Here is a 20770-nt window from a genome sequence, read left to right on the forward strand (position 1 = left end):
TTTCGCAAGACTTAATGCAGGGCGTTATCCTTTCGCTTGTCATCGCTCTCGGCGAAGATCGACGACACCGCCTGCCCACTGCCTTTTACCTTCTGAACGGGCGCTTTCGGCGCCGGTTTGGTTTTGGGGCGCTCGGCCGTTTTAGCCACAGCGGCAGCCTTGGCTTCGGTCGCCGCAACGTACGCATTGTCCAGCTCAGAGGGGCTGGCCTGCTTGCGTTTGCTGGCAGAGCTTTTCACGGCCTTGGCCTTGCGCGGCGGTGCCTTCGGCGCGGGTTTGGCGACCTTCTTGTTTTCGGTCGCAGCGCCTTTGGCACTGGCGGCCACTCGCTTTTTCGGTGCCGGCTTGGCCTGCACCAGCGGCTTCACATTACTGGGTTTGGCCGCTTCGCCTGCAGCCAGTTTGCTGGCCGCCTCTTTCATCTCTTCGAAAGTTTCGTAGAGGAAGCCGACGTATACCGATGGATCGTTCATGGTGTCGCGATCCGCCAGCACCGACAGAGTCAGCAGACCACTGGAGCTGAAAGCCAGATTGAACATACCCATGCCCGGCGTCAGTAGGCCCATGCCGTAGTAGCGAACCATCTTCGCGCCCGCGGAATACAGAGGGAAGGGAGGCCCAGCCACGTTGGAGACCACACCTGAAATATTGGCCGGTACGTGCTTGCACAACTGATTGTCGATATACATGTTGATGAGCGGCTTGGTCAGCGCCGGCGAAAACATGCCGGTCACTTTCAGCACATCAACCAGCGGCGAGGCTTCACCGTAGGATTTCGCTTCGTCCGCGCTTTTCATTACGGCCTTGATGCGCTCGATCGGGTCCTTGATGTTGGTATGAACATCCAGAAAAACCGAACCGATCTGATTGTTATCGTCGGTGACACCGCGGCGAGTGCGCATGTTCAGGGGAACGGAAACCGCCAGACTCTCTTCCGGCAGCTCACCAATGCTTTCCAGATAACCCCGCATGCCACCGGCGACAATGGCCAGCACGACGTCGTTGATCTTACAGCCCACGGCATTTTTGATCGCCTTGATCTCGTCCAGCGGAAATTCGGCCGCATCAAACGCCCGGTAAGGCCCCACCGGCGTATTAAAGCGGGTTTTCGGGGAGTTGATGGACGGCACCGGGATTTCCTTGCGGGCAACACCGAGGGCAAATTTGCCGATATCCTTGGCCAGACCAACCGCGCCTTTCGCCATGGAGAAGGTGTTCTTAACCTGATTGACCGCCGTTGCCGCAGCCAGGTAACCCGCGCTAGGCGGCGTGTCGACCATGATCGTGGTTCGACTGGTGTCCGGTTTCGGGTCGGGCTCGAGATCGTGAATGGCTGACATAAAGGAGGCGCCACCGGCACCATCCACCAGCGAGTGGTGCATCTTGGTGTAGATGGCGAACGCGCCTTTGGGAACGTCGACAATATTATCAAGCCCTTCAATGATATAGGCCTCCCACAGGGGGCGTGTCATATCCAGCGGGCGGGCGTGCAGGCGCGACACCAGAATGCAGAGCTGACGCCAGTCACCGGGCTTGGGCAGGGCGATATGGCGAATATGGAATTCCACATCGAAGTTCGCATCCTGAACCCAGTAGGGTCGATCCAGATTGCCCGGCGTTTTCACCAGCCGCGAACGAAAGATCGGCTGCTTCATCAGGCGCTGTTCAAAGTTGGCAATCACCCCCTTGAAGCGAACCTTGCCCTCGGGCGCCGTAGACTGGTCGTAAATACCGAGACCACCAATGTGCTGGGGAGTGAGTGGGTGTTCCAGGTTTACAAAGGCTGAATCTATAATGCCTAGCTGTTTCATCGTGTTACGGCCGTCCTATCCGATCTTAATCCCTTGAAATGCTGCAAGCGCGCGATTGTCATAATCGTGGCATACCGTGAGTATACGGCGGGAGTGTTACAGCAAACTGAGAGAACTATTCTACCGGATCGTTCGGCCAAGGTTTGTCAGAAATTGCCAAGACTTGCAAAATATTGACTAACGTCAATACTTAATGGCGACGCGGGCTGGTGGCGCACCGCCACGATGCCCGAGGCACCACGGCGGTGCGTTTTAGTCCTGTGTTCCAGTGATATGTTTGGCCGCTTGATAGGCGAAGGTCATGGCCGGGCCCAGCGTTGAGCCGGGGCCGGGATAGGTCGGAAGCACCGCCGCAGAACAGTTACCCACCGCGTAGAGCCCTTCGATAGGACTCCCGTCCTCACGCAGTACACGGGCATCCGGGTTGGTCGCCAAACCACCCTGGGTACCGAAGTCCCCAGCATCCAGCCGGATCGCATAGAACGGCGCTTCATCAATCGCACCGAGGCAGGGATTGGGCTCAAAGCGGGGATCACCGTAGTAACGGTCGTAGGCCGAATCGCCGCGCTGGAATTCCGGGTCCTTGCCGTCTTTGGCGTAGGCGTTCATATTCGCCACGGTCTTTTCCAGATTATCCGGATCAATGCCCAGCTGCTCAGCCAGCCCGCGCACGGTGTCAGACTTCCCGACCAGTTTGGTGTCGTACCACTCTTTGGGGATGGTCCAATCGGGTTTGAGCGAGGCCGTCATCAACGGGCCGACGATGTAGTCGCGACGAAAACGGGCGTCGAACACTTGATACATAGGTGAACAGGGCGTTTCATCCGTGTGCACCTTGTACAGGTCTTTCTGGAAAGCCATATAGTTCTGAGACTCATTGGCAAAGCGCTCGCCGCGCATATTGACGATGCATGAACCCGGATAGGACTTTTCCATTACGCTCAGGCGGGGAGCCGGCTCGCCGGGCACCGAAATGGTGGTACACCACCACGCGCCGTCCATCAGACGCGTTGCCGCGCCCAGACGCAAACCTTCCTTGATCGCGTCGCCGGTGTTGGTAGCGACGCCGCCGCTCCAGTCGGTACTGGTGGGCGCCGGCAAATACTCTTCCCGCATGCTCTGGTTCTTTTCAAAACCACCAGCCGCCAGTACAACACCCTTGCGAGCCTGCACCCGCAGTGTCTTGCCATCGCGCTTGATGACCGCGCCGACCACCTTGCCGTCCTCGTCGATCAGCGACTCCATTGCAGTTTCAGTCCACAACGGCATGTCGCGTTCTTTCATCGAGTACCACAGTCGGGCGACGCCCGCCGCCCCAGTACAGATCTTTCGGCTGCGCGGACGACCGCGCAACAGCCAGGGCAGATCCAGAAAATAGCTGGCCAGCAGTTTCATCGTCAGTTTGATCCAGCCCGGTCCCTGCACCGTGAGCAAAGCCGCTTCCACCTGAGTGAAATAAATGCGGTTAAACAGTCGCATCATGTGGTGGGTCGGGCGCAGACGCTTTACATCCTCACCGAGCAGGGAGGAATCGAAGCGAGCGGGCTCCATGGAGCGATGCCCAGTACGCGAACCCTCTACGTTGGTGTAGTAGTCGGGGTAGTGCTCCAGCGACTCGTAGCGCATATGGGTGCGCTCGTGCATAAAGTCGACCATCTTGGGGCCGTTGGTCAGATAGGCATCGACCATTTCTTCCGGCACGTCACCTTCGGGGGTGGTATTGAGCAGATACTTTTTGGCATCTTCGAAAGAATCCTGCGCACCCTCGGCTTTTGCATAGCGGTTGCAGGGAATCCAGACACCGCCACCGGAGCTGGCACTGGTACCGCCGACGAGATCTGATTTCTCAATGACCAGCACGTCCCGGGTGCCCATTTCGTAGCAGCTGAGTGCCGCCGTCAGCGCACCGTTGCCGCTGCCGACAACCAGTACGTCAACGCTGTGATCCCATTTCTGTTCAGTGCTCATGCGCTTACCTTATTCTGATGGTGTCGACGCCAGGAATTGCAAAACCTTCTGCTGGAAAACCTGCGGTGCCTCTCGGTGAACAAAGTGTCCTACGTCAGGAAGACTTACCAGTTCAAAGGGGCCACTGCAGGCCTTGGCGGTATCGACAAAAACCTCCGGGCCAATACTGCCGTCAGCCTCACCCACAAACCAGAGCGCGGGCACGGAGGTGGTTTTTGACAAAACATCATATACGTCACGGCTGGCACCCCGAATCATCCGTCTGTAGTAGCCAAGGGCCGCACGCAGACCACCCGGCGCCGCAAGTGCAGCCTTGAGGGGAGCCAGCTGAAATTCGGATTCCGGCCAGTTGGGTGACCAGCTGCGATACAGGCGATCAATAAAGTGAAAGTTGCGCTTGCTCACCAAACGCTCCGGCAACCATGGCAGCTGAAACGTCCACACATACCAGGAACGGCGCAGTTGCGCGAAGGAGTTCCGGGACGCCCCCATATGCGGTACCGCAATCACCACCAGCTGACGGACTTTCTCGGGTGCAAGATTGGCAGCAGCATAGGCGGTAAAACCACCCCAGTCGTGGCCGATCAAAACCGCCTCGTCTTCTCCCAAGGCCTGAATGAGACCGAGCACATCGGCCGCCAGCGTGGTCACCGCATAATCCCCGTCGGCGGGAACAGCCGTGGGATAGTAACCGCGCATGAAAGGAGCAACCGCCCGAAAACCTGCCTTTGCCAGCACCGGCAACAGGCCATCAAAACTGTGGGCGGTATCCGGAAAGCCGTGCAGGCAGATCACCAGCGGCCCCTCTCCGGCTTCTCTATAGGCCATATCCAGCAGCCCCACCCGGATGGTGGCGCTGGAAATCTCAATCGTCGACATGCTTATTCTCTGTTCTGAATGTTCTTGACCTTGCGGGCCCGCTGTTTTTTCGGAGGAACCACTCTTTTAGTGCGGGATTTTCCTTGAGCGGCAGCGGTTTTTTTACGGGGTCGACTGCGGTCGCGCTGGATCAGCCAGTCTGCGGCCTCACTCCACACCGCCTCCTGTGCGCGACTGCCGAGAATCACCCCCATGTGTCCGCCGGGCACCACATAAAAGGCTTTGTCAGTACTGGGGACGATATCCATGATGCGCTCGGCAATACTCGGCGGCACCAGCGAGTCAGTTTCACCGGCAAATACCAGCATGGAACAGCTGATGTGATTGAGGTGGGCGATCTTGTCGCCAATATCAATTTCGCCGGTGGCCAGTTTGTTATCCACCGCGACCTTTACCGCCATGTCCTGCACCACGCCACCCGGATACAGCAGCATATTGTTGAGATAGTCAGACGTGGTGGAGTGAGATTCCACAAATTCCCTGTCCCACAAGCGCGTTACCAGATCCCAGTAGGTGGTGACGCTGCTAAGCGGATCGGTGAGCTTAAAGGCCAGCGTGGTCAGCCACGGCGGTGCCGACAGCGCCGAGGGATTGAGCAAATGCAGGCGAAAATCCGTATAGCGCCGAATCAGCTGGGCCGGCACATTCAAAGCCTGCGCCACACCGGTGGCAAGACCACCACCGCGAAGGTCAATCGGGCTGGCAACGGTGATCAGGTTTTTCACCTTCGGATCTTGAGTAATACCCATATAAAGCAGGCTGATCAGGCCGCCCATACACCAGCCCATCAGCGACACTTCTTCCGAACCGGAATGGCGCCGCACTTCCCCCAGCGCCTGCGTCATCATGTGCTCGGCATAGTCCTGCATACCGAGGTGGCCGTGCTGCTTCTTCGGCTTGCCCCAGTCAATCAGGTAGGTTTTAAAGCCCCGCGCCGCCATGTACTTGACCAGACTGCGCTGGGGCAGCAGATCAAAGGTTTCCGTGGTCACGCCCAGCGGCGGCACCAGTATCAGCGGTCGCCGATGCTGCTCGCGCACGATCGGCAGACTGTCACCGTTGCTGAGTTCGATCTCGTCTTCGTCGGGCAGTTCGTAGTAGCGCACCGCCATCGGGTCGCCGTCGTACACCAACTCAAACCAAGTGTGCCCGGACTTCACCAGATTGTTTCTGCGAAATAACCAGTCAAAACCATTGCCGGCCGCCTGCGCCAGACGCTGGTTGGCCGCCAGCCCCTGATCCAGTACACGTTTAGCCAGTGGGTTCACTTGGCCTCCTCCACTTTACGATTCTGCTCACTACTCCGGGCCTGCACGGCCACCTCCAATTGCTCCAAAGCCTGCCCCATATACACCGCAATACGTTGCAAGTGCGGCAGGGTATCGCGGGCTCCGGTGAGACCGATGTTAAAGCCTTCGTGACAAGGCACGCAGCTGACGGTTAAGGCAGAACCCGGCATCAACAGCGATAAATTGTGCAACGATTCCAGCTCGGCCCCACCGAGATAGCGCGGGCCGGTTGGGCCGGGCATGGTGATAAAACTCAGATTAAACATGGCAGGCATCCAGGGCTGGGCGCCACTGATCTGAGCCGCAATAAAAGGAGCACTGGCGGCCAGACTGTAGGCCATGCGCAACTCGGGCGCGACCGATTCCAGGTGCGCAATGGCTGCGGCATAGCTACGCTGCACCGACTGAAAACGTGTCAGCGGATCGGCTTCATCACTACCCAGAGCCACAAAAGCGAGATTGAAATCTGACAGATGCACCCGACTCTGAGGCACCGCCGCGATCAAGGGTTCATCCGGCAACGCGTTGTATTCCTTCAGGAAGCGGCGCAATGCGCTGCCACAAAGATAGAGCAGCACCACGTTGTCGTCGGACTCGCCCAGCGCCTCGCCAAGCTGGCGGATTCGTGCGCGCGAATAATGCTGCGTGGCAAAGCGGCGCTGCCGATTAACCGGACCATTAAGCGCCGTGCGCGGCGCCTTATACGGTACCGCCAATTCGCTCTTGCGGCGCAAACCCGCGCCCACCAGACGGCTGACCGCCTTACCCAAATTGCCGGCGGCGGCCAATGGGCTGGGCCAGCTGCCCTGCTCACCGCCCATGACTTCGCTGTCGATGGCACAGGTCCAGGGCGCTTTGATCGTGTCGTCAGCATCGCTGGCGCTGAGAAACGCCTGCAACACTTCGGCCCCGCCGGCGGCATCAACCAGCGCCCGGTGCACTTTGAAATAGAGGGCAAACCGGCCGTTTTCCAAGCCCTCGATCAGATAACACTCCCAGGGCGGACGGCGCGAATCCAGCAGCTGACTGTGCAAGCGGGAGACGAGCACACCCAATTCGCGCTCACCGCCCGGCGAGGGCAAACCCAGCTGGCGAAAGTGATGATCCAGATCCACCTGCGCGCATTCCTGCCACTGGGGTTTGAGGCCAGAACGCCCTTTGAGGCGCCAATGCCACGGAGCGTTCAGCGCACTCTGCTGTCGGAAGGCGGCGGCAAGCTCAGCCACAAAGTGCCGATCGCCGCCTTTCGGTAGCGCGAACCGAAATAACATCCCAATGTGCATAGGGGTGTCGTCGGATTCCAGCGACAGCAGACTGTTGACCACAGCCGAAACATTTCCCCGACTCATGGCACCATCCCGAAACTGCGATCAATAAAGTTGTGCATATCCTGCAGGTAGTGCACCTGCTCCAGATGCAGCAGATGGTTGCCGGGGAACCAGTGAATTCGGCCGCCCTGCCAGTGCTCATGGAGCAGACGCACAAAGCGCGGCGAGGTAAAACGATCGCCGGCACCACTGATGATAAACAGGCGGTCGTTGTCGATACGCGGCTGATAGGTCAGCGGGCTGTGCAGGGCCATGCAGTGCCGCAATTCGGCCATCGTCAGATCGCCCAACGCAAACATCATTTTCGACATCGGCGCTACCGGCTGCCATTGCAGCGCCATATCCACCGGCGCCACCACTGGCGAATTCGGGATAACAAAAGACAGACGATCATCCACACAGGCCAGCAGGGCTGACAGGTATCCGCCCAGCGATACGCCCGACACACCAATCTGCGGCACACCGCGTTCAAACAGGTAATTCAGCCACGATCGCGCGTCACTGATGGATTGCAGCATGGCCTCATTAGTGCCGGCCAGCCCGTTGGTGTAAAAGCCAATGCCGCTAACCGGGTGCGATGCGCCGGCACGCTGACCATGGTGGGGCAGCGTTATCAGAAGCACGTCGTAACCCTGATCGTAAATCTGGGTCAGGGAGAACCACCAGTTGTTGATCCGATAACTGTCCACCGACTGACCGTGAATAAAAAGCAGGGTCGGTCGCGGTTTGTCACCATGCTCGAAGTGTAATGCGCGAGCAGTGCGATTGGCGTTGTGAGCCAGATAATCCTCATTTAAAGCCGGATTCAGCGGAGTGAAGGGCGACTGAAAACTGAGGTAGCGGCAATTCACACCTTTGGGCGCGAAACGGCGATGGCGTGACAACAGCGAGGGCGCCTCCTCTACCACGTTAACCGGAGGGGGCGCGACAAAGGTCTCTTCGATATTGGCGGCATCGGCAAAGCGGGCATAAAAGCGCAGCTTTTCAGCCTCGCGCTCCAACTTGCCACTGCCAAGCAGCATCGGCGCCAGCGCCGAGCAGACCATGGCCCCGAGACCGGTACGAGCCACCCGGTCCATGGCCGCTGTTGCGGCAATACTCAACAGGCGTTGCCGACTGATATCGGTCTGATCCGATTGCCGATCAGCCTCGGCCTGCAGCTGATCCCACCAGGTATGTGCTTGATTAACGGCCACCGATTACCTCGCGCTGTAATGTGTTATTTGAACACACTCTAGCATGACTCACGGCCCGATTGAGCAGGAGAATGTGCCGCCAGCGCCCTCTGGTCATATTTTAGAGAAGCGGGAGTAAGCTACTGAGGCGATGAGGTTTTTTGCTCATTTACCCGCCTTGCAAGCAAGTGGTCGGCAAAAAACTGTCCGCGCAAGGCGGCGATCAGCGCATACACTCCCATCAACTTGCGCATCACATAGAGAAACTCTTTCGGCGGCAAGGCAAAGTATTTACTGATGGATGCCGCCAGCGCTCGCTTGGCAATGCGTTTGGGCAGCTGGCTCTGCTGCCAGTCGTATTGACCGTCGGTCAGCGCTGACTCCGGAATACTGTCCGAGCGGGGGCGCAGCGGTTCGAGAATATCGATCCCGATTTCGGCAAAGTTTTCCAGCACGCTTTCCGGGAAGTGGGGCTTCATAAAACCGAGCTTGATCGAGGCATCGAGAAAATCGACTTTGTCGCTGCGATAGGCCGCGTGAATCATGCGCTGAAAATCCGCAACAAACGCATCCGGCAAGGGTCGGATCGCGCCGAAGTCAAGCAGCACCAGCTGAGCCTGCTCGCCGTTCAGCCGCACCCGGTAGTTGCCGAAGTTAGGGTCGGTCTGCATCCGCTGCCAATCGTAGAGCTCGATCAGAAACAGTTCGAGAATCGCCTCACCCAGTTCATTGCGCGTACCCTGAGGCAGCGCCGCAACATCGGGATGCTTGATCGACACGCCCTCTTCCCAGGACATGCACAACACCCGTTGCGAGCAGTAATCACCGTAGACCGCCGGCACAATAAAGCGCGAATCGCCGTCCAGATGACCGCGGGCAAACTCCAGCTCCGCGCGCTCGTTGGTGTAATCCACTTCCCGGCGCAGCAAGTTGCGAATATCACTGAACCATTCATCCACGCTGCGGGTGGATTCAAGAACGCGCGAAACTTTGAACAAACGGATCAGATCATTGAAATCCGCATCGATGGTTTGATCCACCCCCGGATACTGGATTTTAAGGCAGACCGACTCACCCGTACTGAGGAGCGTCGCCCGATGCACCTGCCCCAGCGAAGCCGCTGCCACCGCCTCGGTTTCGATATCCAAATCCGCCAGCCGGGCTTCGCCCAATTCTTTTTTCAGCTGCTTTTCTATGGCAGACCAGTGCATGGGCGGGGTGTTGTCTTCGAGGCGGTGCAAGGCAGTTACCACCTCTGGCGGCATCAGGTAGTCGCCATATGTCGCCATGATCTGACCAATTTTGACGATGCTGCCCTTGAGCTTGCCGAGCTCCTGCACAAAGGCGTCAATATTGGCTTGCCGGGCCGCCTGCTGCGACTCCTCACTGGCACCCAACCGCGAACGGATCGCGCTACCCATGGCGCGGCGCCCATACTGCATACTGGCACGGGACAACTGCCAGCGCCGAGACAGGGCACTGGTTTTCAGGCGTTTTAATGTATCCGGGGGCGTTTTTGAATCGTCACTCATAAAGGCAGCTTACTGGTTCAGGGGGGGCGATTGTAAGCCTTAGAATGACGGAAAAGAAAAATCCCCGCCCGCAGGCGGGGATGGGGTAGGGAGCAATTATTCCTCAGCTTCTTCGGTATCTGCGCTAGCGCTGCCACTGGCGCCGTCACGGTCAGCGGAGAAACGCGCATCACCACTGGCCTGACGATCGCGCTCACTGGCCGCCCGATCGGCTTCATTGATAGAACCGCGATCCGCATGGGGTTTGCGGTTGTCCAAGTCTTCCCGTTCTTCCATCATGGGATCGGTGTTGCCGCGATTCTGAGCGCCGTCGATAGAGCTATTGTCCACGCCGCCCGAGGTCGCACCAGAACCCGAACCGTTCAGGCCACCAACGGCCAAAGCCGGTGCAGCCACCAGAGACATTGCAAGAACCAGTGCTGCTGAATTCATCGTACGCATGGAATCCTCCTTTCGCTGTATTCCGTGAATTCGGATACAGGTTTATCAGGGTATTCAGCTCGATGACTGCGAAAAACTACCAGCGCACTCAGGCGGCGTTATTTTTTACGTTTTACCCGGTAAAAACAGACAAAACCTGTTGGCTATCAGCAACAATTTCCAGCGCTAGCCAAGTGCAAACGTCGTCGCATAAGGGAATAAATTTTTTCAATTCGGCGCCCGCGATATTGCTTTATTTTTCGGGAAGGCTAATCTTTGCTTCATGAACGTCACACCGTCATTCATTTCTGTTTCGCCCTCTAGCACACAGGTTAACCCAGTTAGTGCCTTCCTCACTATGGGCGGTTAAGTCGCCGTTTACTTAACCGCCACAAACCCAATCCAACACTGACTGCTTCGCGCTATTCCGCGGAGTTTTTGTATTCGTTCGACGGCCATTCGTCGCATGAGGATTTCGTATGCCTATGGAAATGAACAACGGACTGATTGTGTCTGAATCTGATTACCGCAAACTTGCCCATCTCGTAGAGGTGAGCCGCTCCACCGCGACCTATGATCTGGATGTGGAGCTGGCCAAGGCCGATATCTGCCCGGACGACTCGCTGCCGGAAACCGTGGTTGCCCTCTACGACACCGTGGTCTTTCGAGATTTGAAAACCGATGCTCGCCGCACGGTTACCATTGTGATGCCCTGGGAATCCAGTGTAGCCCGGATGCATATTTCGATTCTGTCACCGGTGGGTACAGCCCTGATCGGCGAGCCGCTGGGTGCCACGATCACCTGGCCGCTCTTGAATGGCCGGTCGGCGCAGTTGCAGGTGGTTGAGATCAAACGTCGCCATCATCCGGGAACTTGAGCGAGAACCGGGCTGAACACACGGTAATTTGCAGCAAGACCAAAATGTTATAATATTGCATTTTTACCCAAGCCCGAGTTCCGTCGTGCCCGGATACCGCCCTTACAAGTCAACTCTGCTCGCGTTGCTGGTCAGCCTGTTGCTGATTGCCGGCAATGCGGCAGCAGTGCACGTGCACCAGGACGGGCTTCCGCACTACAGCGATTGTGACAGCTGCCTGCAGATTCAAGCCCAGACCGGCGCGCTGAGCGGCGGGTCGGCTCAAACCTTGAATCCGGGCTATCAAATCTGGACACCTCAGTCGCCCGCTTCCGCCCTGCTACCCGCGATCAATGCCTTCGCCGCCCGCGCTCCACCGGCAAACACTCTCTTAGCCTGATTGTTAAATAACCGAATAAACCTCGGCGTCTGCGCCGTACCTGTAGTATTGAGAGTGACTTATGAAAACCAAATCCCTTTGGGCAGCGTCCCTGATCGCCTCCAGCCTGCCAGTGTGGGCGGGCGACAAACATATTGAAGAAATCGTAGTTTCTGCCCCGCTGGGCAAAGCCGCCGCAGACACCGCCCTGCCCATCGGCGTCTTGAGTGGCGAGGCCCTGCGTCAGGAAGCCGCCGCCAGTCTCGGCGAAACCCTGAGCAATGAAATCGGTGTGCACAGTGCCAGCTTTGGCAGTGGCGTGGGCAATCCGGTGATTCGCGGTCAGGGCGGTAATCGGGTACGGGTACTGCAGGACGGTATTGGCACGCTGGATGCCGCCGACGTCAGCCCCGACCACAGCTACGCCGCTGAACCTCTATTGGCCGAGCGCATTGAAATCATTCGTGGTCCAGCCACCCTGCTCTACGGAAATGGCGCCATCGGCGGCGTGATCAATGTTATCGACAAGCGCATTCCCGAATCTGTGCCAGCCACCCTAAACGGCGCCTTCGAGGTTCGCCACGCCACCGTCAATGATCAGGACAGCAGTGTCTTTTCACTCGATGGCGGCGCAGGTCAGTTTGCCTGGCATATGGATGGCCTCTACCGCGAAAGCAACAATCTGGATATCCCCGGCGTAGCCATTGATCTGGATGCCCTGCGCGCGGCAGGCGAAGAAGAGCTACCGGAAGAAAATACGCGCGGCTACATCGGCAACAGTGACAAACGATCCGATGCCTGGACGGTTGGCGGTTCGTGGATTGGCGAGCGCGGTTTTGTCGGCCTGTCTTTCAACCGTGCAAATAACAATTACGGCTTGCCACCGGGTGCTCACGAAGAACATGAACACGATGCGGGTGCCGGCGCTGGAGCCGGAGCAGGTGCCGCGGAAGAAGAACACCACGAATCCAATATCCGTCTGGATATGGAGCAGGATCGCGTCGACCTGAAAGCTGGCCTCGAACTGGATGGCTTCTTTCAGCAGCTGGATTTGCGCCTGAGCCACAACGATTACCAGCACAAGGAGCTGGAAGAGTCTGACGAAGGCACCGAGGTCGGCACCGTGTTTGAAAACAAGGCCCATGAAGGCCGCTTGGTCATGCGCCACCAACCGCTCGGCAACTGGCGCGGCGCCATTGGCCTACAACTGGGTGATCGGGATTTCTCGGCAGTGGGTGAGGAGGCCTTTATTCCCCCGGCAGACATTACCCATCACGCCCTGTTTCTGGTTGAAGAGCTGAGCCTAGACCGCTGGACTTATGAATTCGGTCTGCGTGGCGAGCAACAGCGCATTGATATTGGTGACTGCAAAGACGAACGCGACACTCTGTCAGCCAGTGCATCGGCCCTTTGGAATTTCCGCGACGACAGCAATGCCATGTTCGCCCTGAACCGCTCCGAACGCGCACCCACAGTTGAGGAGCTCTACTCCAACAGCCAGAACTGCGCTCGGGCCAGCAACCTCAATGAGGCCGTTGAGCACGCCGCCACCGCGCGCATTGAAGTGGGCGATCCGGAACTGGACAAAGAGCTTTCCCATAACTTTGAGCTTGGCCTGCGCAAAACCGCCGGCCCGGTGACTGCCGAGTTAAGCCTGTACTATAACGAAATTCAGAACTACACCTACCTGCAGGACACCGGCGCCGAAGTGGACGAGGTTAAAGTCGCCAACTTCAGTCAGCGCAATGCCGCGTTTTCGGGTTACGAGTTCCAGATTGGGCTGCCACTGCCCCTGATCCATAAAAATTTGAGCGTCGAGGTTTTCAGCGACTATACCCGTGCGCGATTTACGGAAGGCGATGGTGATGTGCCGCGCATTCCGGCCCAGCGCTTCGGTAGCGCCCTGCACTACCACGCAGGCAACTGGTCAACTCACTTGCGTCTGACGCAGGTACGCGAGCAGGACCGCGTCGCCGATAACGAAAATGCGACCCCCGCTTATACGCTGCTGGAATTTGCCGGCGACTATCACTTGAGCCTCGGCAAGGGTGAGATGACCTTGTTTGTGAAAGCGCGCAATCTGCTGGATGAAGAGGTCCGGAATCACACCTCGCTGCTGAAAAACTTCGCGCCTGAGGCGGGCAGAAATATCGAGAGCGGCGTCAGATATACCTTTTAAGCAAGCTCACGCAGAGCTCTGCAAATCCTGCTGGTCAGGCCGAATACGCTTGCGCATGGCCAGCAGATACTCAATCCGATTCCGACCGACCTCTTTCGCGCCCTGTTAAATTACAGTTTTCAGCGAATTCAACGACTTGCATACCCGCTCCAAATTTTTTGATGAAAACCTGATCGGATACAGCGCCTCAACCGTAAGCAACCTTTCACATGCCACCGGCACCGAGGGGATTATGCAAACAAATATTAAGTTAACGGCCGCGCTGCTCAGCCTGGCCTTCGCTGCGGGCAACCCTGCCCACGCATCCAGTCACCGGGAAGCACCTTTTCTCACCCACTCACCAAAAGTCGACGGCACTGACTTCTATATGTTTCGCAGCTACGGCAGCGAAAGCGATTCCACAGTTACCTTTATCGCCAACTATCTGCCGCTGCAGGACGCCTACGGCGGCCCCAATTATTTTGATCTCGACACTGAAGCCGTCTACGAGATTCATATCGACAATGACGGCGACGCGGTTGAGGACATTACCTTTCAGTTTGATTTTAACGACGTAATCAACGACCTGAAGGTACCCGCTGGCGGTGAAATGGTGTCGGTGCCACTGAAAAATATCGGCGCCATCGGCCCGCTGGCTAACGGCACCGACAATGTCACTTCACGCCAGACCTATACCGTCACGCGCATCAACGGCGTTCGCCGCTCCGGCAATTCCAGCTCGGTTACGAACAGCTCAGATGGTTCGGCAACCTTTATGAAGCCGCTGGACAATATCGGGAACAAGTCGATTTCCGACTACGCCGCCTACGCCGCAGATCACGTTTACAGCATCACCATTCCCGGCTGCACCGATACCGGCAAAGTGTTTGTTGGTCAGCGTCGCGAGGGTTTTGCCGTTAACTTGGGTGAGATCTTCGACCTCGTGAATACCAACCCGGTGGGTCCCCGCGACGGCGAAACCAATACCATCGCCAACAAGAATGTGACCTCGCTGGCACTGCAGCTTCCGATCAGTTGTGTCACTCAGGGAACCGAACCGGTGATCGGTGCCTGGACAACCGCCTCGCTGCGTCAGGCCCGAATTCTCAACCCATCGCCTACCGCAGATGCCTTCACCGGCGGTAACAATGGCAAGAAAGCTTCCGTACAGGGTGGCGCCTTTACGCAGGTATCGCGTCTCGGCATGCCGCTGGTCAATGAAGTAGTTATCGGCTTGAAAGACAAGGACCGTTTTAATGCGAGCCATCCATCCGCAGATGGCCAGTTCGCAACCTATGTCACCAACCCCGCGTTGCCGGAATTGCTGGAGATTTTGTTTGGGGTAACCGCGCCGAACAAATTCCCGCGCACCGATTTAGTGTCAGTATTTCTGACCGGTGTAACAGGATTGAATCAGCCTGCGTCTGTCACGGCTTCTGAAATGCTGCGTTTGAACACCAGCACTCCAGTAACCGCGACTGCCAGTCAGGACAGCCTTGGTGTATTGGCAGGCGACAACGCTGGTTTTCCGAACGGCCGTCGCCCCGGTGACGATGTGGTGGATATTGCACTGCGCGCCGCCATGGGTGTGCTGCTCGGCAACGACCCGGATGCTGGTGATAACACACTGCCTTACACCGACGGCGCTATTGTCAGTGCAAGCGACTTCGACGAATCCTTCCCCTATCTGAAGACGCCGATAGCGGGTTCACCGGCTAACTAAGGAGACGAAGATGCAACGCTCCACAGTGAAAATGTTCGGGCTAGCGGTAGTAGTAACCGCTCTGGTTGGCTGTAACGGGGACAGCGACGGTTTCGAGCTGCAGTTCGTGCCAACCGCCACGAACTTCTCAAGCTTTGTGAAAGACTTGTTCGGGAAAGATCCGACCACGGCAACGCCGACGGAGATTAATGACGTGGATTTCACCTTCCTCGACAACACCAACCCGAAGGCCTTTGACAGTCAACTGCAATGAAGGCTGTTCTTCGTCTGGATACGGCTGGCGCCTTGGCGCTGGCCGTTTTTATTTGCGCGGCATTCGGAGCAGCCCCCGGTTCCGCGTTCGGCAATGTTGCACCAGAAGTTCGGCTACCCGAAGGCAGCGATATTGTCTGGCGGCGCACGCTTCACAACGCACCACCAAATCGCGACCTGCTTACCAAGGTCAAACGCCTGATCGAACACTCACGAGAACAGGGTGACCTGCGCGCTCTGGGACAAGCAGAAGCGCTACTCGCCAAGCCAACTGAATCCACAACTGAAATTGCAGTACTGAAAGCCGTGATTGCCCAGCGCAAACACGCGTTCTCTGAAGCCACTGTGATGCTGAAACAGGTATTGGCACAAGCACCTCGGCACCCGCAGGCAAACTTCACCCTGCACAACGTGGCGCTGGTGCAAGGCAACTATGCGCTGGCGCTAAGCACCTGCAACCGACTTGGGGAAATCGGCTACCGCTTGATACAGGCAAGCTGTCACTACAATCTTATCGGTCTTGAAGGCCAGCCTGAAAAAGCGTTCACCGGATTACAGAGCATTTTGCAAAACCCGCCAGCCCACTCCGAACTCGAGTCGGCCTGGGCGATGGGAACACTGGCGGAACTTGCCGCCGCGATTAATCACCCGGAAACCGAGCGCTATTATTCGGCAACACTCGCCCTTTCGCCAAAAGACCATTACAGCGCCGCGGGATTGGCTGACTGGCATCTGCGGCAAGGGGCACCTGACAAAGCGCTGACAGTACTCAGCGGAAGACCTTCTACTGACCGACTCGATTTGCTGCGCTTGATTGCCTTGCGTCAGAGCAAGCGCCCTGGGTCGGAGCCATTGCAGCGCGAGTTACAGCAACGCTTTGAACGTGCCAGCCAGCGCGACGAAACCCTCCACCTTTATGAACGCGCGCGCTTCCTGCTTGATGTGGAAAATAACCCACGAGCGGCACTAGAACTCGCAGAGCGCAATTTTGCGATTCAGAAAGAACGCGCTGATCTTCAACTGTTGCAACGCGCGCGCAGAACACTGGAGCAAATGCCGTGAAGGGCCGCTGCGCGACTCTGACACTGCTGCTTAGTCTTGCCCTCAGCAGCTACGGCCACGAAGCCAGCACCGCCTACCTGTATTGGCAGGACAAGGCCTCACCCAATCTGCGACTGGACATTGCGCTAACGGATGTTGCCTTACATCTGCTACCCGATACCCCCGACGTATTAACCTGGGAAGCGCTACAGCGCCAGTCCACGACGATAGCTCGGCAACTCAACGACGGGCTGCTTATCCGCCGGGGTCAAAGCCTCTGCACATTGCGCGCTGATCTCAAAGGGCTAAGCGATTATGAGGATGAAATGTTCACCAGCTGGCAAATCGATTGGCAGTGTCCGGAATCGTTAAACGCGCTTAAACCGCTAACAATCGAATACAAGCTGCTGTTCGCCAATGACAGTCTTCACCGGGCGGTGCTGACACACCCCCCAAAAATCACGGGGCAATCAGACATTATCCTGCTCAAACCCGAATCGCCCGAGATCACGCTGACGAGACCGCTTTGGCAGCACCAAGGCGTTTGGCTACTGGGCATAGCCACTGTGGGATTAGTCTTTTGGGTATGGACCCTTCGGCGCAAGCGGTTTTCTAACTGCCCCCCTTTAAGCTCGCACCGGTAAGTGATCCGCCAACCACGCCTGAAGATCGCCTATCACTTCGTCGCTGTTCGTTTCATGCAACAAATCATGCCAGGCTCCCGGATAGAGACGGTGAGTGAGATGCTTTAAGCCCGCCGTTGAGGTGAGTTCACTTACCAGACGCAAGACGCCTTTGCCTTCGTGCCCCACCGGGTCCTGATCACCGGAAAATACATACACCGGCAAATCAGAGCGCAACTGCTTCAGGGAATCCGTTTTATAAAGCGTATTGAGAAAGCGAAACATATCGCGCCAATAGCCGTTCGCCACCTGCATGCCGCAGCGCGGGTCCCGATGATAGGCATCGACAAATTGCGTATTTCGAGTGACCCAGTCAAAGGGCGTCCGCGGATTCTTTATTCGACGATTGAACCCACCGAAGGTCAGCGCATACAGCAGGGCGCTGCGACCATTTTCGCCTTGCCTGAAGCATTCCAGTGCGGCAAGTCGACTGGCAATGGCGGTAAGCCAGCGCGGCTCAAAGGAACTGCCTTCCAGCAAGAGTGCATCCAGCTTTTGCGGATGCTGCTGAGCGAAGCGATGAGCAATAAACGAACCCATGCTGTGTCCTAGCAAAGCCAGTGGCAGATCTGGATAGCGCTCCCGAATCATCGTATTGATTCGGAGCATATCTGCGTGAATATTGTCCCAGTTCTGGGTTTCACTGAGATTACCCAACTCCGCCTCAGGCACGTTGGCACCATGGCAGCAGTGGTCGTGAGCAAAGACGCTGTAACCCGCGGCATTTAATTGCGGAGCAATATCGGCATAACAGCCCGAGTGCTCCGACATCCCGTGCACAATATGAATCACCGCTTTCGGCGATGAAATCGGCCACTGTCGATAAGCGATCTGCCGACCGGCATCCTCAAGAAATTCAATCTCAGTCATATTTTCCATGGCGCTATTCTTATTCTAAACCGTGTGCGCGCAGTATAGCCTCCAAAGGCTATAACCAAGAAATAGTACAGAGATTATGCTGACAACAGCGCCGTGGTGCGCTCCGGACGCGACGGCAAGGCATGCCGGAAAATGCGATACACCACCTGCCCGAACTGGGAGAGCAGTGAACCGGTGTTGTAGTGCTGACCATATTTTTCGCAGATGGCCTTCACCTCCACCGACAATTCGCGGTAGCGTCTGGCCGGCACCGTCGGGAACAAGTGGTGCTCGATCTGGTGACTGAGATTCCCTGACAGAATGTGGAACAGTTTGCTACCTCGCAGATTAGACGATCCGCGCAACTGGCGCAGGTACCAATGCCCCTGGGTTTCATTATCCAATACGGAACGCGGAAACACTTCCGCTTTCGCAGTAAAGTGACCGCAAAAGATAATCATAAACGTCCACAGGTTGCGGATCAGGTTGGCCACTAGATTGCCGCTCAGCACGGTCAGAAAGAAGGGGCCGGCCAGCAGCGGGAAAAACAGGTAATCCTTGAGCAACTGGTATCGGATTTTTTTCTTCAAGGGCTGCCACTGAGCATTTAATTCGGCTTTTGATTTCCTGCCGCTAAATACTTTACCCAGCTCCAGATCCTGAATCGCAACGCCCCACTGAAACAGTAGCGCCAATAACGCCGCCCACAAAGGCTGTAAGAGATAAAATGGGCGCCAGCGCTGCTCCGGAAACAGGCGCAGCAGGCCGTAGCCAATATCGTTATCCATACCGCGGATATTGGTATAGGTGTGATGCTCATAGTTGTGGGTTTTCCGCCACATATCCGAGGTGCCGACGATATCCCACTCATAGGTTTTACCGTTAAGCGAAGGCTCGTTCATCCAGTCGTATTGACCGTGCATCACGTTGTGGCCAAGTTCCATGTTCTCAAGAATTTTGGACACACCCAACAGCAGGGTGCCCAGCACCCAGGCCGGAGGAAAGATTCCGACGAACAGCAGAGCGCGACCCAGTAACTCGGTATAGCGAACGGCTTTAACGACCCGGCGAATATAACGCGCATCCGCCTCCCCGACATCGGCCAGAGTTCGCTGCTTCAAGGCATCCAGTTCTTCCCCTAAACGGGCAACTTCTTCAGAACTGAGCGCGCGGCTGAGTGAAGATGTCATATCTCGATTCTCTCGTGTTAATTCAGGTTAAAGATCTAGTTGCAGGTTACTGACGGGCTGACTCACACAGAGTCGCGTCGCAGGGCCATCATTGAGTTGCCCGGTGCTGATATCGCGGGTCTGACCTTCGGTAACCGTACAGGTACAGGTGTTGCAGATACCCATGCGGCAGCCCGACTCAACCGCAATACCCTGCGCTTCAAGGGCATCGAGCAATGTGTCCTGATTCGAAACCGTCAATACCTGACGGCTCTTGCGCAACGTGAGCGTGATGGATTCCACCACCGCGTTTTGTGGCGCCCTTGCTGGCGGCGAAAAGGATTCCACATGGCAGGTTGAAGCGCGCTCATTCATCAATTGGCGTGCGGTTTCGACAAACTCCGCGTTGCCACAAATAAAGGCTCGGGGCGCACTGCTGTCCGCCCCGAGCACCTGCTCCAGCTGCTCGGAATGAATACGGCCGGCCAGGGGCTGCCCCACAAAAGGCTCTTGCGTGGTCAGGCGGTGTACACGAAAGTTGGGATGCGCGTTCAGTAGCGCATTGAGCTCATCATCGAAACAAAACGCTGAAGGGCGGCGGCCCCAGTACAGCAGGGTCACAAGGCTGCTGACACCCTGCGCTAGGCGCGCTTTGATCAAACTGATCATCGGTGTAATGCCGCTGCCCGCCGCCAGAAAAACCAGATCTTCGGTCGCTGCCGGCTGAATCTCTTCCAGCGTCATCTCACCGAAGACGCCGCCGATTTCCAGTACCGTACCCGGCTGCGCATGACGGTAGAGCCAGTCGCTCATCACACCGGCGGGATCGCGGCGCACAGTGATCGATACGCTTTCTTGCTTCGAATCGGCACAGGGCAAACCGGTAAAGCTGTAGCTCCGCGTTACCCGCCGGCCCGCAATGATCGCCGACAGGTTCATATGCTGGCCGGCACGGAAACCGGCGAAGTTGGCATTGGGCTTCAACGTCAGACTGATCGTATCGTCCGCTTCCTCGCAACGGCTGACAACGCGGGCAAAACAGCGCTCCCAGGCTGCAGTCGAGCCCAGCTGCTGCGCCCAGAAGTCGAACTGATCACGGCTGACAATCGCCCCTAGCCAGCGTTTTTCGGTATTGACTCCCAACATGACAAGTGCCTCTCGAGCATGGTTATTTTTTGCACTATACACGTGTATATACATACGTCAATACAATTGTCTTTGCGATTGTCTATGCATCCACATATACAC

Annotated in this window: 18 protein-coding genes; 7 read left to right on the forward strand and 11 right to left on the reverse strand. The window is 57.0% G+C overall.

Translation table 11 applies throughout. From position 1 onward, the window contains the following. Window positions 1–11 precede the first annotated feature (11 nt). The 8 genes from FHR99_RS12595 to FHR99_RS12630 form a co-directional block, all read right to left on the reverse strand. Entirely contained in the window at window positions 12–1811 is a 1800-nt protein-coding gene (locus tag FHR99_RS12595) for a WS/DGAT/MGAT family O-acyltransferase (protein WP_183411060.1), read from the reverse strand. A 252-nt stretch (window positions 1812–2063) separates the two neighbouring features. Then, the gene (locus tag FHR99_RS12600) at window positions 2064–3779 is read right to left on the reverse strand and encodes an FAD-binding protein (protein WP_183411061.1); all 1716 of its coding nucleotides are present in this window, start codon (window positions 3777–3779) and stop codon (window positions 2064–2066) included. 9 nt (window positions 3780–3788) lie between these two features. Next, entirely contained in the window at window positions 3789–4658 is an 870-nt protein-coding gene (locus FHR99_RS12605) for an alpha/beta fold hydrolase (protein WP_183411062.1), read from the reverse strand. A gap of 2 nt (window positions 4659–4660) precedes the next feature. Then, complete coding sequence (locus FHR99_RS12610) at window positions 4661–5926, reverse strand: alpha/beta fold hydrolase (RefSeq protein ID WP_183411063.1); 1266 nt, start codon at window positions 5924–5926, stop codon at window positions 4661–4663. Continuing rightward, window positions 5923–7296, reverse strand: a complete 1374-nt coding sequence (locus FHR99_RS12615) for a wax ester/triacylglycerol synthase domain-containing protein (RefSeq protein ID WP_183411064.1) — start codon at window positions 7294–7296, stop codon at window positions 5923–5925. The genes FHR99_RS12610 and FHR99_RS12615 overlap by 4 nt, the downstream gene beginning before the upstream one ends. Further along, window positions 7293–8471: an alpha/beta hydrolase family protein gene (locus tag FHR99_RS12620; RefSeq protein ID WP_183411065.1), complete on the reverse strand. Its 1179-nt coding sequence runs from the start codon at window positions 8469–8471 to the stop codon at window positions 7293–7295. Before FHR99_RS12620 ends, FHR99_RS12615 begins: the two co-directional genes overlap by 4 nt. 119 nt (window positions 8472–8590) lie before the next feature. Next, window positions 8591–9982, reverse strand: a complete 1392-nt coding sequence (locus FHR99_RS12625) for an ABC1 kinase family protein (protein WP_183411066.1) — start codon at window positions 9980–9982, stop codon at window positions 8591–8593. A gap of 96 nt (window positions 9983–10078) precedes the next feature. Then, complete coding sequence (locus FHR99_RS12630; protein WP_183411067.1) at window positions 10079–10423, reverse strand: hypothetical protein; 345 nt, start codon at window positions 10421–10423, stop codon at window positions 10079–10081. A 458-nt stretch (window positions 10424–10881) separates the two neighbouring features. On the opposite strand from FHR99_RS12630, the gene FHR99_RS12635 reads away from it, so the two are divergent. The 7 genes from FHR99_RS12635 to FHR99_RS12665 all read left to right on the forward strand — a co-directional run bounded on the left by FHR99_RS12635 (window position 10882) and on the right by FHR99_RS12665 (window position 17456). After that, complete coding sequence (locus FHR99_RS12635) at window positions 10882–11280, forward strand: GreA/GreB family elongation factor (protein ID WP_183411068.1); 399 nt, start codon at window positions 10882–10884, stop codon at window positions 11278–11280. Between the two features lie 85 nt (window positions 11281–11365). Beyond that, window positions 11366–11659 carry a hypothetical protein gene (locus FHR99_RS12640; protein ID WP_183411069.1) on the forward strand — a complete coding sequence of 98 codons (294 nt, stop codon included), beginning with the start codon at window positions 11366–11368 and terminating at the stop codon, window positions 11657–11659. Between the two features lie 61 nt (window positions 11660–11720). After that, window positions 11721–13817, forward strand: coding sequence for a TonB-dependent receptor (locus tag FHR99_RS12645; RefSeq protein ID WP_183411070.1), 2097 nt, complete (start codon window positions 11721–11723; stop codon window positions 13815–13817). Between the two features lie 232 nt (window positions 13818–14049). Next, window positions 14050–15519, forward strand: coding sequence for a DUF4331 domain-containing protein (locus FHR99_RS12650; RefSeq protein WP_183411071.1), 1470 nt, complete (start codon window positions 14050–14052; stop codon window positions 15517–15519). Window positions 15520–15529: 10 nt separating this feature from the next. Then, the gene (locus FHR99_RS12655; RefSeq protein WP_183411072.1) at window positions 15530–15772 is read left to right on the forward strand and encodes a hypothetical protein; all 243 of its coding nucleotides are present in this window, start codon (window positions 15530–15532) and stop codon (window positions 15770–15772) included. Continuing rightward, on the forward strand, window positions 15769–16833 hold the full coding sequence (locus tag FHR99_RS12660) for a tetratricopeptide repeat protein (RefSeq protein WP_183411073.1): 1065 nt from the start codon (window positions 15769–15771) through the stop codon (window positions 16831–16833). The genes FHR99_RS12655 and FHR99_RS12660 overlap by 4 nt, the downstream gene beginning before the upstream one ends. Continuing rightward, window positions 16830–17456 carry a hypothetical protein gene (locus FHR99_RS12665; protein WP_183411074.1) on the forward strand — a complete coding sequence of 209 codons (627 nt, stop codon included), beginning with the start codon at window positions 16830–16832 and terminating at the stop codon, window positions 17454–17456. The genes FHR99_RS12660 and FHR99_RS12665 overlap by 4 nt, the downstream gene beginning before the upstream one ends. Here FHR99_RS12665 and FHR99_RS12670 read toward each other — a convergent pair. The 3 genes from FHR99_RS12670 to FHR99_RS12680 all read right to left on the reverse strand — a co-directional run bounded on the left by FHR99_RS12670 (window position 17439) and on the right by FHR99_RS12680 (window position 20668). Further along, window positions 17439–18374, reverse strand: a complete 936-nt coding sequence (locus FHR99_RS12670) for an alpha/beta fold hydrolase (protein ID WP_183411075.1) — start codon at window positions 18372–18374, stop codon at window positions 17439–17441. The two genes, FHR99_RS12665 and FHR99_RS12670, sit on opposite strands and share 18 nt — an antisense overlap. A gap of 74 nt (window positions 18375–18448) precedes the next feature. Further along, on the reverse strand, window positions 18449–19543 hold the full coding sequence (locus tag FHR99_RS12675) for a fatty acid desaturase family protein (protein WP_183411076.1): 1095 nt from the start codon (window positions 19541–19543) through the stop codon (window positions 18449–18451). 27 nt (window positions 19544–19570) lie between these two features. Next, window positions 19571–20668, reverse strand: coding sequence for a flavin reductase family protein (locus FHR99_RS12680; RefSeq protein ID WP_183411077.1), 1098 nt, complete (start codon window positions 20666–20668; stop codon window positions 19571–19573). Between the last annotated feature and the right edge of the window lie 102 nt (window positions 20669–20770).

The sequence above is a fragment of the Litorivivens lipolytica genome (assembly GCF_014191715.1).
GTDB classification, from domain to species: Bacteria; Pseudomonadota; Gammaproteobacteria; order Pseudomonadales; family Spongiibacteraceae; genus Litorivivens; species Litorivivens lipolytica.

Excerpts from the sequence above, each read along its gene's own strand:
- FHR99_RS12595 (WP_183411060.1), bottom strand. The coding sequence starts at position 1,811 with ATGAAACAGCTAGGCATTATAGATTCAGCCTTTGTAAACCTGGAACAC.
- FHR99_RS12600 (WP_183411061.1), bottom strand. The coding sequence starts at position 3,779 with ATGAGCACTGAACAGAAATGGGATCACAGCGTTGACGTACTGGTTGTC.
- FHR99_RS12605 (WP_183411062.1), bottom strand. The coding sequence starts at position 4,658 with ATGTCGACGATTGAGATTTCCAGCGCCACCATCCGGGTGGGGCTGCTG.
- FHR99_RS12615 (WP_183411064.1), bottom strand. The coding sequence starts at position 7,296 with ATGAGTCGGGGAAATGTTTCGGCTGTGGTCAACAGTCTGCTGTCGCTG.
- FHR99_RS12625 (WP_183411066.1), bottom strand. The coding sequence starts at position 9,982 with ATGAGTGACGATTCAAAAACGCCCCCGGATACATTAAAACGCCTGAAA.
- FHR99_RS12630 (WP_183411067.1), bottom strand. The coding sequence starts at position 10,423 with ATGCGTACGATGAATTCAGCAGCACTGGTTCTTGCAATGTCTCTGGTG.
- FHR99_RS12635 (WP_183411068.1), top strand. The coding sequence starts at position 10,882 with ATGCCTATGGAAATGAACAACGGACTGATTGTGTCTGAATCTGATTAC.
- FHR99_RS12645 (WP_183411070.1), top strand. The coding sequence starts at position 11,721 with ATGAAAACCAAATCCCTTTGGGCAGCGTCCCTGATCGCCTCCAGCCTG.
- FHR99_RS12650 (WP_183411071.1), top strand. The coding sequence starts at position 14,050 with ATGCAAACAAATATTAAGTTAACGGCCGCGCTGCTCAGCCTGGCCTTC.
- FHR99_RS12655 (WP_183411072.1), top strand. The coding sequence starts at position 15,530 with ATGCAACGCTCCACAGTGAAAATGTTCGGGCTAGCGGTAGTAGTAACC.
- FHR99_RS12660 (WP_183411073.1), top strand. The coding sequence starts at position 15,769 with ATGAAGGCTGTTCTTCGTCTGGATACGGCTGGCGCCTTGGCGCTGGCC.
- FHR99_RS12670 (WP_183411075.1), bottom strand. The coding sequence starts at position 18,374 with ATGGAAAATATGACTGAGATTGAATTTCTTGAGGATGCCGGTCGGCAG.
- FHR99_RS12675 (WP_183411076.1), bottom strand. The coding sequence starts at position 19,543 with ATGACATCTTCACTCAGCCGCGCGCTCAGTTCTGAAGAAGTTGCCCGT.
- FHR99_RS12680 (WP_183411077.1), bottom strand. The coding sequence starts at position 20,668 with ATGTTGGGAGTCAATACCGAAAAACGCTGGCTAGGGGCGATTGTCAGC.